Below are 13,405 nucleotides of genomic sequence, written 5' to 3'. Positions count from 1 at the left end.
CTGCTATACAATGCGGGGGAGTTGGTTTTTCTGAACTCTGGTTGCCTATGAAAATTTCACTTCAATTCGGTTGGACTCGGTTGACAGCGCTGCTGAGCGCGTCTGCTGTCTTGACCTCAGCGCTAGGGACAGGGCTGGCCGCCGCACCAACCGCTGCCCCCCCAGGAAGCTTGCCCTCGACGGAATTCTCAAGCACCGCCCCAACGGAGTTGCTGCGACTGCCCGATGCGGTGGCGACGGCTCCCGGTGTCACGATTTCAGGCGAAAACGGGCGGTTTGTAGGGCAGGTGGTGATCAACGGCTCCGCTGCTGCCGCTTGGGCCGTGTTGACCGACTACAACAACTTTGCGTCGTTTTTGCCCAATGTTGAATCTAGCCGCCTGCTGAGCCGCAATGGTAATCAGGTTACGTTCGAGCAGGTGAACGTGCTGCGGGTGGCCTCGGTGCCCGTGCGAAATCGCGTCACCGTTGCGTCGTCCGAGCAGCGACCTTCGCAGATTCAGTTTGTGGTGATGGACGGCAACGAGCCGATCATGCAGGGCGTTTGGCAGCTTCAGCAAGCCTCGGCCCGCCAGTTGGTGTTGACCCATCAGGTGGTTATTTCCCCACGCTCTGACCTGATGCGCGATGTCTACTCGCGGGTTTATCGCGGCGAACTGGAGACGACTCTAGTCTCCCTGCGTCGAGAAATTGAGCGCCGTAGCCGATGAACCCACCCAAACACGCCATCATCACGGGCGGCTCTAGCGGCATTGGGCTGGCGATCGCCCACCGGTTGGTCGCCCAGGGAACCTCCCTCTCGCTGATTGCCCGCACCCCCGAAAAGCTAGAGGCGGCGCGGGCACAGCTTGAGGCCAAGCGGCGCTTGCCCGACCAGCAGGTCTTCACCGTTGCCGCTGACGTGGCCGATCGAGCGCAGGCAGACCAGGCCGTGCAGCGGGCGATCGCCCAGTTGGGGCCACCGGATTGGCTCGTCACCTGCGCCGGAATTGCGCGGCCGGGCGAGTTTCTAGAAATTCCCGTCGAGATATTTGAGCGAACCATGGCGGTGAATTACTTTGGCACGCTGTACTGCATCCGCGCGGCCCTGCCCGCAATGGAGCAACAGCGGCACGGGCAAATTGTCTGCGTGTCCTCTGGGGCAGGGCTGATCGGCCTCTACGGCTACACCGCCTACAGCCCCAGCAAGTTTGCCCTGCGCGGCCTGGCCGAGTCTCTGCGGGGTGAACTCAAACCCAAAGGCATTGGCGTGTCCATCGTCTATCCGCCCGACACCGACACGCCGCAACTCGCCGAGGAAAACAAAACCAAGCCCCTCGTCACTCAAAAAATTACCGCCACTGCCAAGACCTGGAGCGCCGATGGCGTTGCCGAGGTGATCCTGGCGGGTGTGCAGCGCCGCGCCTTTGCCATCACTCCCGGCTTTGAAATGGGCGTATTGAACCGTCTGCACAGCGTGTTGCTGCCTATGCTCAACCAATCCTTTGACCAAATCACTGCCAAGGTCAGAAACTTGCAATGATTCTATTCCAGCCTGCATCCGACTCATCCTCCGGCTCGTCAGCACCTCGCGTGTCCGTGCGATCGCCCTTTGCATTCTGGCTAGGCATCAGCCTGCTGTTCACGTTGTACTACGGCCTGGTGACAATTGCCCATGCCTTTAGCTATCCCTACATTGTGCAGGATGACGTTCGTCAGCATGTCGTCTGGATGCAGCGCTTCACCGATCCAGAGCTATTCCCCAACGACTGGATCGCCAACTACTTCCAATCCGTTGCGCCGCTGGGCTTCAAAGCCGTCTTTGCCGTAGCCGCCAAGCTCGGACTTCCTGCCCTCACCTTCGTCAAAATCCTGCCGCTGCTGCTCAGTTTGGGCACGACAATCTATCTGTTCTTAATTTTCCTGGAACTGTTTCCCTCCCCCTTCGGCGCATTCCTCAGCACGCTGATCACTGACCAACTGCTCTGGCTCAACGACGACCTCATTTCTGGTACGCCCAGAGCCTTTGTGTATCCAATTTTCACCGCGTTTTTGTATTACCTGCTGCGGCGATCGCTCCTGCCGTGCGTTTTGGCGCTAGGGCTACAGGGACTCTTTTTTCCGCATCTAATGCTGGTGGGCGTGGGCGTATTGACCGTGGCGCTGATGAAATGGCGCGGCAACCGGCTCCGCCTGTCCCAAGACCGCCGCGACTACCTGTTTTGGGCGGCGGGACTGGGCGTGGCGCTGCTGGTCATTTTGCCCTTCAGTCGGGCGATGGATTCGCTGGGCAATCCCCTCACCTATGACCTGATGCGCTCCATGCCCGAACACGGGCTAATGGGACGCAACGAATACTTTGGCGTGCCGCCGCTCAACTTTTGGTTTAACGGGCGCAGCGGCATCCGGCTCCAGTTGTTTCCCTCCCTCAGCTTGGTGGGGCTGGCGCTGCCGCTGCTGGGGCGATTCCCGCGGGGATCGCGCTTTGCCGCCATGCAGCACCTCACGCCCAAGGTACGGGTGCTGGTGGACGTGGTGCTGGCCTCGATGGGCTGGTTTGTGCTGGCGCACCTGTTCTTGCCGCGCCTCTACCTGCCCAGCCGCTACAACTACCACAGCTTTCGGATTGTGCTGCCGCTGAGTGCGGCGATCGTGTTCACCGTGCTGATCAGCCAGTTCTGGCAAACATTTGGTCCCAAGCTGCGCGGCAAAGTGCCCCTGGCAAAGGGCGATCGCACGCTGATTGGTCTGCTTGGATGCCTTGCCGCCGTAGTGACGCTCGTGCCGCTCGTACCGCCGTTGATCTACGTCCTGCAAAACTGGCAAATTGCCCAAACACCCGCCATCCATCAGTTTTTGGCAGAGCAGCCCAAGTCTGCGCTGGTGGCCTCTTTGGCCGACGAGGCCGACAATGTGCCCGCGTTCGCGCTGCGGTCTACGCTGGTGGGTCGGGAGTTTGCACTGGCCTATCACCCCGACTATTACCAAGAGATTCAAAATAGAGCGATCGCCCTGTTGCAGTTGCAATACAGCCCCAATCTACAAACTGTTCAGCAAGTTATTCAAAACTACGGCATTGACTGGATCTGGATCGAAGATGCCGCCTTCCAGCCCGAATACCTGCGCCAGAAAGATTGGCTGGTGTATAGCTCCTTCAAATCTGCGGTAGACGAGGCGATCGCCACGCTAGAACAGGGCAAGACTCCGGCCATTGTTCCTTTGCTCGACCGCTGTACCGCCGTCCGCGCTGGGCGATCGCGCCTAATCGATGCAGCCTGCGTTGATGTCCGAAAAACTGCCGCCCAACATTAGTGACCTTAAAACGAAAGTTTTTGAAATAAATTAGCCAGTGGTAGGGTAAATCCGGGAACCACCTCTTCTCCATCTAAAGAATCTGTGGACTTCAGCAGGCGATCGGGTTCCTGGGCAGAGCGATAAACCAGGACAAACCGTTCACCAGGATGAACCACCCAAGCCAAGCGGGTTCCATTCTCGAAGTATTCCACCAGCTTGTTGTGGATTTCTTCAACGGTGTTTCCCGGAGATAGGACTTCAACGGCAAGGTCAGGGGCCCCGTCCAAAAAACCGGAAGGCAGTTCGGCCATGCCTTTTAGGCGTTCTTTGGCGAAGAAAGAAATATCAGGAGACCGCCGATTCCCATTTTTCATAGTGAAAGCAGTGCTGGAATCCAAAACAACCCCCAGCTTGCTAGAAGCGCTATAGCTGGTTAAGGCGGCGATGAGTAGGCTGCAAACGTAACCGTGCAATGCTCCTGAATTTCCCGTGTCAATCAGTTCTCCCTTCACAATTTCATAGCGTTGCCCGTCCTTGGCCAGTGCTATGAACTCCTCATCTGTCCAGACCTTTTTTTCTGTTTTTTCTGTGGTTACTTCAGTTGCAATAGACACTCGTAAGCTCCTTCTTCAACGTCAGTGGGTTTGCGATGCCATAGCAAAGCACAGAGACGTAATTGAAGAAACTGAAGAAACTACTGAAGTTCTTGTAGAACCCGTGGCGATCGCGCCGACAGCAGATCCTCTATGCTAATCGCAGGCTGGCACTTCAGCGGACTGCGGAGAGGTGACGATATGGCACTGCGGACGGTGACGACGGAAAAAGCCAAAATTATGGAGCTCATCGCCGTAGCCGATCGGCTGGTGGGCGATCGCCTGCATCAGTCCCTTACCGATGTCGATAAGATCGTACTGGAGCAAGCGCTACGGGGCAGCAAGCTCAAGGATATTCAGGTGGTGGGCTACTCCCAGGGCACCGTCGAGCGAGTGTTTGCGCCGCGTCTGTGGAAGTTGCTGTCGCAAGCCTGTTCACACAAAGTCGGCATCAAAAATCTGCGGCTGATTTTGGAAGACTATAGCCAGCAGGCTCAGCCAAATGCACTGTCTGTTGGCTCAGATTTTTCAGAAAACGCACTCGATCGGGCCGATGAGGCTGCGACTCTAGCGCCGCAGGATTTGCCCAATGGGATTGGTTGGGAGGGGCGATTCCCGCAGGGATCGCTTCGCGAATCGCCCGCTCAGCGGTTTATTGCTCAGCCGTTTATTTTAGAGAACCTGCCCGCGCCTACCAGCACGGCCTTTATTGGGCGTGAGGCAGAGATCGAGCGCCTGCTGCACCTGCTCTCGCCCGACCACGCTGCCCATCTAATCAGCATTGCGGGCATTGGCGGCGTGGGCAAAACCTCGCTGGCGGTAGAGTGTGCGCGGCGCTGTTTGGCGGCCAGCCGCAACCCCCAGGCCTATCCGAATGTCCCCACCTTCAATGCGCTGATTTTTGTATCGGCCAAGCTGTGCTATCTGCAATCCTTTGGGCTGCTGCAACGCTTTGACCCGATGCGATCGCTCCAAGACATTTTGCAGCAAATCGCCGACGTGCTGGGCGAAACGGAACTCGCCGGAGCCAGCCTGAATGAGCAGATTCACATGATTCGGCGATCGCTGCACGGCACTTCCTCAGCCACCCACACACCACGCCGGACGCTGCTGATCATCGACAATCTGGAAACGATGGAAAATCCGCAGATGGTGCTGAGTTTCCTCCACGATCTGCCGCCATCGGTCAAAAGCCTGGTGACCACCCGCGAACAGTCGGTCTTCGTCCCTGTGCGGCTGGTGGCAATGCCCACCGACGAGGCCCTGAGCCTGATTCAGCATGAAGCCCAGGAAAAGGGCGTGGCGCTGAACCCCACGGAACGGCGGGCCCTGCTGCGGGCCACCGGCGGCCTACCCGTAGCTATACACTACGCCATCGGGCAGCTTGCCAACGGCTTTGACCTAGCGACGGTGTTGCAGGGTATGTCGAACCCGACGGGCGACGTGGCTCGTTTTTGCTTTGAGACAACGGTGAACGGGTTGCGCGGCCAGCCGTCTCATCACCTGCTGATGGCGTTGGCCATGTTTCCGACTCCGGTCTTGCGCGAAACCCTGTTTCAGGTGGCGGATGTGGCGACCTCGCCTGATGCGCTGCAAGGAGCGCTGTCGCAGCTTTGTCAACTATCGCTGGTGAACCAGCAGGACAATCGCTACGGAATGCTGCCCCTGACCCAAGAATACGCCCTGGCAGAGCTAAAGGCGCATCCCGACTTTGCCCAGGCAGCGCGGCAGCGGTGGGTCGCCTGGGCGCTGCAATTTTCTGAACCCTATGCCAATCAGGAAGTAAAAACCTGGCACTTGTCGTTTGACGGACTGCAAGAGGAATGGCAAAACCTGCGGGCGATCGCCGATTTTTGTATGACCGAGGGCTGGTATGACGAATTGCTGCGGCTCTGGAACAACGTCAAGGCTTATACCTACAGCATGGGGCGGCGCAAGGGAAGGACAGACTATTGGGGCGATCGCCTGCGGTGGACAGAATGGCTGATTGCTCAGGCCACACAGCGCAGCCATTGGCGCACCCTAGCAGAGGTAATGCTCGATCGCGCCTGGACGCTGACCGCCACCCGCAAGCCCAGGGCGCTAGAAGAAGCCGAGCAGCTATTCGAGCAAATTCAAACCCTGCGCGACTATCAAGACCAGCCGTTCCAGACCGAATGGGCAAAAAAAATGTCTGTCCTGCGAACCCAGCAGCAGCAGTTTGACGAGGCCCATCAGTTGCTAGACGAAGCAGAAGCCCTGCTCAACCCGGCCGACTGGCCCGCCGGAAAGTATGCCCGCCAGCGGGTGCAGCTTCTTTACTATCGAGGCATGACCCATTTCAAAGCCGGCCAGATTGCCGCCGCCAAGCAGGTCTTTGAAACCGCCTGCGCCCAGGCCCACGAGGTCGGCTGGGAACGGGCCGTGCGGATGACGGAAAACTGGCTGGCCGACATCGCTGTGCGCGAGGGCAAACTCGACGAGGCGGAGCAGCTTTTGGTCGAAGGGCTGCGGATCGCAGAGCAACAGGACGACCCGACCCGCAGCGCCTATGTGAAACGCTCCTTTGCCGAACTGGTGCAGGCGCGGGGCAACCCCTCCGAAGCGCAACGCTGGGCGCGGGAAGCCCTAGCGCTGTTTGAACAGCTTGGAATGCCCTACGAAGCCGAAGAAACCCAGGCATTTTTGAATGGCTTGTAGGACTTACGCAGTTGGACAATTTCTCGCGGGCTGCGCCCGCGAGAAATTGTCCAAAATTTAAAGAGCTTATCGCAAGTGCGTAAGTTCTGGGCTTGTTTGAATAGCTTGTAGATGCGATCGCCTCAAATCGTTCGACTTTTTGCAAAAAAATTGCCCCAGTTCTAAATCCGATTTGCCCTGAGCCTGGTACTAAGAGTAGAGCGCACAGAGAGCAATCATCCTGACGCTTCTCGACGTTCTACTCTTCTAAAGATCCGCATAGTTCCGAGCACTGGACTGTTAGTGGAGGATGAGTCTCGCAAAGCCCTTGCGGACAAACTTTCGTAGTCTGTAGTCAAAATCGCCTGAGGTCTTTGCATAGTCAGGGCTTCAAGTGCTACATCCTCCTTTTAGGAACCAGTGCCGCAACGACCCAATAGCCGCCTAGTTGCCCTGCAAGCCCAACGCGCCCGCAGTCGGCACGGTGCTATTCACGCCGGGCCGTTGGGATGAAGTCGTGGTGTCGATGGAAAATCTGCCCACCCTGCCGCCCGACCAGACCTATCGCCTGTGGCTACGGCTGCAAGATGGCTCCCTCATTCTCTGCGGAGAGTTTATCCCCGATGACCAGGGCCGCGTCTTTGCCGCGCTCACCCCACCCCAGCAGCCCACTCCAGACAACAGAGCCGCCTCGGTTTTCATTACCGTAGAGTCGCAGCGTGCGCCCGCCGAACCGCAGGGAAGTCCGGTGATTACGACGGAGCTTTAGGAGGAGAGAGGGGACGGGTGGAAAAAGGAAAAAGGAAAAGCGAAAAACGAAAAATGAAAACCGAAAACAGAACCTCTTCGCTCTTCGCTCTTCGTTCTTCGCTCTTCGTTCTTCCCTCTTCCCTCGTCCCTCACTCCATCATCCCCAACCCCTAGCTCACAGGCTGCACATCGCTGTGCTGGGGATGCAGCACTTCGCCTTTTTGCAGGGAGGCTGACAGGCGGTTGAGCGCGTTGAGGTAGGCCTGGGCGGAGGCGACGATGATATCGGTGTTTGCGCCGTGGCCCGAGAAGATGCGATCGCCATATTTCAGGCGGATGGTCACTTCGCCCATCGCGTCGATGCCTGCGGTGACGGACTGCACCGAAAACTCGATGAGCTGGTTGGGGATGTTCACCACGCGGTTGATCGCTTTGTAAATCGCGTCTACTGGGCCCGTGCCAATGGCCGCATCTGTTAGTTCCTCGCCTGCGGGCGTGCGGACGGTGACGGTGGCCGTGGGGCGGGCGTGGTCGCCGCAAGACACCTGCACATGCTCTAGTTTGAACAGTTCAGGAACCTGCTGGGTTTCGTCATTGGCGATCGCCTCCAAATCCCAGTCGGTGATCTCTTTCTTCTTGTCGGCCACATCTTTGAACCGCAGGAAGGCTCGGTTTAGCTCCTGTTCCGACAGTTCATAGCCCAACTCCCGCAGGCGCGTGCGGAAGGCGTTGCGCCCGGAGTGCTTGCCCAGCACGATCTGGTTATCCGTAAGGCCGATGGACTGCGCGTCCATGATTTCGTAGGTGCGCTTGTGCTTCAGCACGCCGTCCTGGTGAATGCCGGACTCGTGGGCAAAGGCGTTTGCGCCAACGATCGCTTTGTTGGGCTGCACCAGCATCCCCGTCAGGTTCGACACCAAGCGCGAGGTTTTGTAAAGCTGGCGCGTGTCGATATGGGTCAGCGGCGCTTCCGACTCTGCCGGACGACCCAGGAACGGGTTAAAGTATTGACGACGCACATACAGCGCCATCACCAGTTCCTCTAGCGCAGCGTTTCCGGCGCGTTCGCCAATGCCGTTGATCGTGCATTCCAACTGACGCGCTCCATTCTTCACCGCTTCCAAAAAGTTGGCCACGGCCATTCCCAAGTCGTTATGACCGTGTACCGAAATGATGGCCTGATCGATATTCGGCACGTTCTCCTTGATGCCCTTGATCAACGCCCCAAACTCGCTGGGGGTGAGGTATCCGACGGTATCGGGAATGTTGACGGTGGTAGCCCCAGCGGCGATCGCCCGCTCCAGCATTTCATAGAGAAACTCCGGATCAGAGCGTCCCGCATCTTCTGGGGAAAACTCCACATCATTGACAAACGACTTGGCATAGCTCACCATTTCGGGCACGATTTCCAGCACTTCGGCCCGCGTCTTTTTCAGCTTATATTCCAGGTGAATATCCGAGGCGGCAATGAAGGTGTGAATCCGGGGCTTGGCGGCAGGCTTCAGCGCATCGGCGGCCGCTTTGATGTCTTGCTGGGTGGCGCGGGCCAGTCCACAGATGATTGGGCCGTCTTCGCTGCCCACTTCGGCAGCAATCTTGCTCACCGCTTCAAAATCTCCTGGGCTGGCAAAGGGGAAGCCCGCTTCAATCACATCCACACCTAGTCGTGCCAGTTGCCGGGCGATTGTCAGCTTCTCATCCACGTTCAGCGTTGCGCCGGGCGACTGTTCGCCGTCGCGCAGCGTGGTGTCGAAAATCAAAATGCGATCGGGCTGACCAATACCGGACTGGGCGTTAGGTGAAGTACTCATGGCACAAATCTAGGCATGTGAATGGATGAATGCAGGTTCACAACGCGGTTTCGAGCGATAACGGGGCATTAGGCGATGCGCCGACCACGCCGAAACCAGGGTCGAATCTGGCAAGTCGAACTGATGCCGACTTAACCATCATACTGAATCATTCTAGTGGGCGAGTCTCCCCTTCCAACCCCCTGATCGGGTGATTGGGGGGTGGCGCGGTTTCAAAATACGCAGGTGGGCAGTCTCCGCATGACAAGCTGATGCTGGGAAACGTGCGATCGCTGCCCCGCCCCATTCCCAGCCAAAGGCTTCAGCGTATCATGTCCATCCCCACCACCTGGGCGCAACTGGAGGCTGCCCAGTTGGTGGGCGATTTGCTCTAAAAATGGGCTTAGGGTTTGATTTGCCTATCCACCCTAAGCCCATCAAACGAACTAACTAGAAACTAATAGGACTGATGCAGATAGACGATTTCTCGCGGGCTGCGCTCGCGAGAAATCGTCCAAAACCCAGAAGACTTATCGCAAGTGCGTAAGTCCTGACTAACTTAAGCCCTGACTAATAAAGACCCAGCCAGGACAGCAAGCCCTGACCCGTCAGGTATTCGATCGCCAGCGTAATCAAAAATCCCACCATTGCCGCCCGCCCATTCAGGCGCTCAGCATATTCATTAAAGCCAAACTTCGGTTCCTGGAGCTTCGGAGTCACGGTCGGTTGCGGCGGAGTCTGGGTCATGGCTTTTACAATTCTTTACTCGTCCTCTTCATTGTAGAGAGTGCGGCCCATTCGTCAATCCAACATCACCCCCACAGCCCCAAACTCCTGCTATAAACGGTGGAGGTCGATCCATCCGGGCGAAGACTCTCTCGCAAAAGGGATTTACCTTGGAACTATAGCGCTAGCTACGTTAGCTATGCTGCTTAGGACGTGGTTGTAGGGTGGCGCTGCTGCCCTACGACAGCACCTATGTCCTAATGAAAGTGACGATGGCGTGTCTAAGAATTTACCGTCTCCGCAGTGGGTCGGGGAGCTTTTGAGGTGTTGGCATGGAAATCGGCGTTCCAAAAGAGATTAAGGATCAGGAATTTCGGGTAGGGCTGAGTCCCAGCAGCGTCCGCACGCTGGTCGAAGCAGGACACACGGTTTTTGTCGAAACCCAGGCGGGCATCGGCGCAGGATTTGCCGATCAGGACTATGTTCAAGTGGGCGCTCAGGTCGTACCTTCTGCAAAGGATGCCTGGAGCCGAGAGATGGTGGTGAAGGTCAAGGAACCGCTGCCAGCGGAATATGACCTGATGCAAAAAGATCAATTGCTGTTTACCTACCTGCACCTGGCGGCGGCGCGAGAACTGACGGAGCAACTGATGCGGGTGGGGCTGACGGCGATCGCCTACGAAACCGTTGAACTGCCCAACCACAGCCTGCCCCTGCTCACCCCCATGAGCATCATCGCTGGGCGGCTCTCGGTGCAGTTTGGGGCCCGCTTTCTGGAACGGCAGCAGGGTGGACGGGGTGTGCTGTTGGGCGGTGTACCAGGGGTAAAACCCGGCAGGGTTGTGATCTTGGGCGGTGGCGTGGTGGGCACCGAAGCCGCAAAGATGGCCGTCGGGCTGGGCGCTCAGGTGAAAATTTTCGACATTAACGTAGAGCGACTGTCTTACCTGGAAACCCTGTTTGGCTCGCGGGTAGAACTGCTCTACAGCAACTCCGCCGAGATCGAAACCGCCGTTGCCGATGCCGACCTGCTCATCGGCGCAGTGCTGGTGCCGGGCCGACGTGCGCCCATCCTGGTGCCTGCCAGCCTGGTGGAGCAAATGCGGACGGGTTCGGTAATCGTAGACGTGGCGGTGGATCAGGGCGGCTGCGTAGAGACGCTGCACCCAACTTCCCACACGCAGCCTACCTACGAGGTGTCGGGCGTGGTTCACTACGGCGTGCCGAATATGCCCGGAGCCGTGCCCTGGACTGCAACGCAGGCGCTCAACAACAGCACCCTGCCCTACGTGGTGAAGCTGGCCAATCAAGGCGTGGGGGCCCTAGAAACCGATGACGCGCTGGCCAAGGGGCTAAATGTCCAGGCCCATCGCCTGGTGCATCCCGCAGTGCAGCAGGTTTTCCCCGACCTAGCGTAGCTCGTGTTGATTTGCGATTTTGGATTTGCGATTTTGGATTGTTTGTACTGAGATTACGGTCAGAGAGGCAGATACGTGCCCAGGAAATTAAACACAGACGGTTCAAACCGGGTGGTTCAAACCGGGTGGTTCAAACCGAATGATTCAAACCGAGTGATTTAAACCTGGGCACGGTATCTCCGTTGATCTTTCAGATGATCTTTCAGAAGCAGAGGCTTCTAGGAGCGGACGGCTTCGACTGCCGCTGGAACCACCCACTCGCGGATGGTATCTGCGATCTGCGGGCCCGTCAGCCCCAGGCTGCTGAGCGATTGCTCTGGCTTGGCGTGATCGACTAGCACATCGGGCACGCCAAGCCGCTTGATCGGCACGGCAACATCCGCATCGAGCAGCGCTTCTGCCACGGCTGAACCAAAGCCACCCATCAAGCAGCCCTCTTCCAGCGTCACCACGCGCCCAATCTGCTGGGCCAGCGGCAGAATTAGCTCCGTATCCAGCGGTTTGGCAAAGCGGGCGTTGACCACGGTCGCCTCGATGCCGTGTTCGCTGAGGATTTCAGCAGCCTGCATAGCGGGATAGACCATCGTGCCATAGCCCAGCAGCAGGATATCATCACCCTGGCGCAGAATCTCGGCTTTGCCGATGGGCAGCGGCTCCCAGCCCTCTTCCATCAGCGGCACGCCCTGGCCACTGCCGCGTGGATAGCGGAGGGCGATCGCCCCGTCGGTATAGTTCACCCCGGTCACAATCATCCGCTGAAACTCGGCTTCGTCCTTGGGAGCCATCAGCACCATATTGGGAATGCAGCGCAGATAGGCAATGTCGTACATCCCCTGGTGCGTCGGGCCGTCTGCCCCCACAATGCCCGCCCGATCCAGGCAGAAAAACACGGGCAGCTTTTGGATGCACACATCATGCACGATCTGGTCAAAGGCGCGTTGTAGGAAGGTGGAATAGATCGCCACCACCGGGCGCATTCCCTCGCAGGCCAGCCCTGCCGCCAGCGTCACTGCGTGCTGCTCGGCAATGCCCACGTCGATGTATTGCTTCGGCAGCTTTTGCTGGAGTTTGTCCAGCCCCGTACCCGTGGCCATGGCGGCAGTGATGCCAACGATTTTGGGATTGTTTTCCGCCAGCTTCACCAGCGTATGGGCAAAGACTTTTGAGTAATCGGCAGGCTTGGGCTTGTTCGACGGTTTTGCTTTGCCCGTGGCCAGGTCAAAGGGCGACTGGGCGTGATAGCCCACCTGATCTTTTTCGGCGATCGCATAGCCCTTGCCCTTGGTCGTGGCCACATGCACCAGCACCGGCCCCTGAATCTTGTGCGCCTGGGTAAACGTGTGAATCAGTTCTTCCAGGTTGTGTCCATCCACTGGGCCCATGTAGGTAAAGCCCAGTTCCTCAAACACCGCACCCACTTTGGGCACTGCCAGCCGCTTCATCCCCTCCTTCACCCGCTGAAGCTCTGGCGTGAGGGAGTCGCCCACAAACGGCAGATGCTTAAACTGCTCCTCTAGGTTGTCAGTGAGGAACTGCATCGGCGGGCTGAGGCGCATTTTGTTGAGGTAGCGAGGAATCGCGCCGACGTTGGGCGAAATCGACATTTCATTATCGTTCAGCACCACCATCAGGTTGGTCTTGGGCAGGTGTCCGGCATGGTTAATAGCCTCCAGCGCCATGCCGCCCGTCAGCGCCCCGTCGCCAATCACCGCCACGACTTTGTACTTTTCGCCCTGGAGATCCCGCGCCAGCGCCATGCCCAGCGCCGCCGAGATGCTGGTAGAGGCGTGGCCCGCGCCGAAGTGGTCGAACTTGCTTTCGCAGCGCTTCAGATAGCCCGCCACGCCGTCTTTTTGGCGCAGCGTGTGGAAATTGTTGTAGCGTCCAGTAATTAGCTTGTGGGGATAGGCCTGGTGCCCCACATCCCACACCACCTTGTCATGGTCGAGATCCAGCGTTTGGTAGAGCGCCAGGGTCAGTTCCACCACTCCCAAACCGGGGCCCAGATGCCCGCCACTCGCCGCCACGGTTTCTAGATGCTTTTCCCGGATTTGGCGGGCGATTTGCTCTAGCTGGTGGATCGAGAGTCCGTGGAGTTGGTTGGGGTGGGTGATTTCGCTCAAATGCATAAATTTACCCCGTTAAGCCTAGATGAAGATCGGGTTACTCTTCTCAATCTAAAGCAAATGGGCAGATA

Annotated in this window: 11 protein-coding genes; 7 read left to right on the top strand and 4 right to left on the bottom strand. The window is 57.9% G+C overall.

The window, feature by feature from the left end:
- The first annotated feature begins 47 nt into the window (after positions 1-47).
- Genes HNI00_RS16380 through HNI00_RS16370 form a run of 3 tightly spaced genes read left to right on the top strand, consistent with a single transcriptional unit; the run spans position 48 to position 3,291 of the window.
- A complete protein-coding gene (locus HNI00_RS16380; RefSeq protein WP_316787623.1) occupies positions 48-710 on the top strand; it encodes an SRPBCC family protein in 663 nt (220 codons plus the stop codon).
- Entirely contained in the window at positions 707-1,522 is an 816-nt protein-coding gene (locus HNI00_RS16375) for an SDR family oxidoreductase (RefSeq protein WP_316787622.1), read from the top strand. Before HNI00_RS16380 ends, HNI00_RS16375 begins: the two co-directional genes overlap by 4 nt.
- Entirely contained in the window at positions 1,519-3,291 is a 1,773-nt protein-coding gene (locus HNI00_RS16370) for a hypothetical protein (RefSeq protein WP_316787621.1), read from the top strand. Before HNI00_RS16375 ends, HNI00_RS16370 begins: the two co-directional genes overlap by 4 nt.
- A 5-nt stretch (positions 3,292-3,296) precedes the next feature.
- On the opposite strand, the gene HNI00_RS16365 is transcribed toward HNI00_RS16370, so the two are convergent.
- On the bottom strand, positions 3,297-3,887 hold the full coding sequence (locus HNI00_RS16365; protein WP_316787620.1) for a Uma2 family endonuclease: 591 nt from the start codon (positions 3,885-3,887) through the stop codon (positions 3,297-3,299).
- 180 nt (positions 3,888-4,067) lie between these two features.
- Between HNI00_RS16365 and HNI00_RS16360 the strand changes: the two genes are divergently transcribed.
- Together HNI00_RS16360 and HNI00_RS16355 are read left to right on the top strand one after the other, a co-directional pair.
- Positions 4,068-6,545 carry a helix-turn-helix domain-containing protein gene (locus HNI00_RS16360; RefSeq protein ID WP_316787619.1) on the top strand — a complete coding sequence of 826 codons (2,478 nt, stop codon included), beginning with the start codon at positions 4,068-4,070 and terminating at the stop codon, positions 6,543-6,545.
- Between the two features lie 427 nt (positions 6,546-6,972).
- The gene (locus tag HNI00_RS16355; RefSeq protein WP_316787618.1) at positions 6,973-7,293 is read left to right on the top strand and encodes an anti-sigma factor; all 321 of its coding nucleotides are present in this window, start codon (positions 6,973-6,975) and stop codon (positions 7,291-7,293) included.
- A gap of 151 nt (positions 7,294-7,444) precedes the next feature.
- Here HNI00_RS16355 and HNI00_RS16350 read toward each other — a convergent pair whose 3' ends face one another.
- Complete coding sequence (locus HNI00_RS16350; protein ID WP_316787617.1) at positions 7,445-9,085, bottom strand: 2-isopropylmalate synthase; 1,641 nt, start codon at positions 9,083-9,085, stop codon at positions 7,445-7,447.
- Positions 9,086-9,336: 251 nt separating this feature from the next.
- On the opposite strand from HNI00_RS16350, the gene HNI00_RS16345 reads away from it, so the two are divergent.
- Entirely contained in the window at positions 9,337-9,459 is a 123-nt protein-coding gene (locus tag HNI00_RS16345; RefSeq protein WP_316787616.1) for a hypothetical protein, read from the top strand.
- 175 nt (positions 9,460-9,634) lie between these two features.
- On the opposite strand, the gene HNI00_RS16340 is transcribed toward HNI00_RS16345, so the two are convergent.
- Complete coding sequence (locus tag HNI00_RS16340; protein WP_172355733.1) at positions 9,635-9,811, bottom strand: hypothetical protein; 177 nt, start codon at positions 9,809-9,811, stop codon at positions 9,635-9,637.
- A 311-nt stretch (positions 9,812-10,122) separates the two neighbouring features.
- Here HNI00_RS16340 and ald point away from each other — a divergent pair, with 311 nt between their 5' ends.
- Positions 10,123-11,208, top strand: coding sequence for an alanine dehydrogenase (gene ald / locus HNI00_RS16335; RefSeq protein WP_297075244.1), 1,086 nt, complete (start codon positions 10,123-10,125; stop codon positions 11,206-11,208).
- 218 nt (positions 11,209-11,426) lie between these two features.
- Here ald and dxs read toward each other — a convergent pair whose 3' ends face one another.
- Positions 11,427-13,337 carry a 1-deoxy-D-xylulose-5-phosphate synthase gene (gene dxs, locus HNI00_RS16330; protein WP_316787615.1) on the bottom strand — a complete coding sequence of 637 codons (1,911 nt, stop codon included), beginning with the start codon at positions 13,335-13,337 and terminating at the stop codon, positions 11,427-11,429.
- Between the last annotated feature and the right edge of the window lie 68 nt (positions 13,338-13,405).

This window comes from Thermoleptolyngbya oregonensis NK1-22 (genome assembly GCF_032705245.1).
GTDB classification, from domain to species: domain Bacteria; phylum Cyanobacteriota; class Cyanobacteriia; order Elainellales; family Elainellaceae; genus Thermoleptolyngbya; species Thermoleptolyngbya sichuanensis.
The sequence above is the reverse complement of the archived record's forward strand: the minus strand, read 5'-3'. Positions and strand labels throughout refer to the sequence as shown.

Coding starts and splice junctions, on each gene's coding strand:
- HNI00_RS16360 (WP_316787619.1), top strand. CDS start 4,068: ATGGCACTGCGGACGGTGACGACGGAAAAAGCCAAAATTATGGAGCTC.
- HNI00_RS16375 (WP_316787622.1), top strand. CDS start 707: ATGAACCCACCCAAACACGCCATCATCACGGGCGGCTCTAGCGGCATT.
- HNI00_RS16380 (WP_316787623.1), top strand. CDS start 48: ATGAAAATTTCACTTCAATTCGGTTGGACTCGGTTGACAGCGCTGCTG.
- HNI00_RS16370 (WP_316787621.1), top strand. CDS start 1,519: ATGATTCTATTCCAGCCTGCATCCGACTCATCCTCCGGCTCGTCAGCA.
- HNI00_RS16340 (WP_172355733.1), bottom strand. CDS start 9,811: ATGACCCAGACTCCGCCGCAACCGACCGTGACTCCGAAGCTCCAGGAA.
- ald (WP_297075244.1), top strand. CDS start 10,123: ATGGAAATCGGCGTTCCAAAAGAGATTAAGGATCAGGAATTTCGGGTA.
- HNI00_RS16350 (WP_316787617.1), bottom strand. CDS start 9,085: ATGAGTACTTCACCTAACGCCCAGTCCGGTATTGGTCAGCCCGATCGC.
- dxs (WP_316787615.1), bottom strand. CDS start 13,337: ATGCATTTGAGCGAAATCACCCACCCCAACCAACTCCACGGACTCTCG.
- HNI00_RS16345 (WP_316787616.1), top strand. CDS start 9,337: ATGCTGGGAAACGTGCGATCGCTGCCCCGCCCCATTCCCAGCCAAAGG.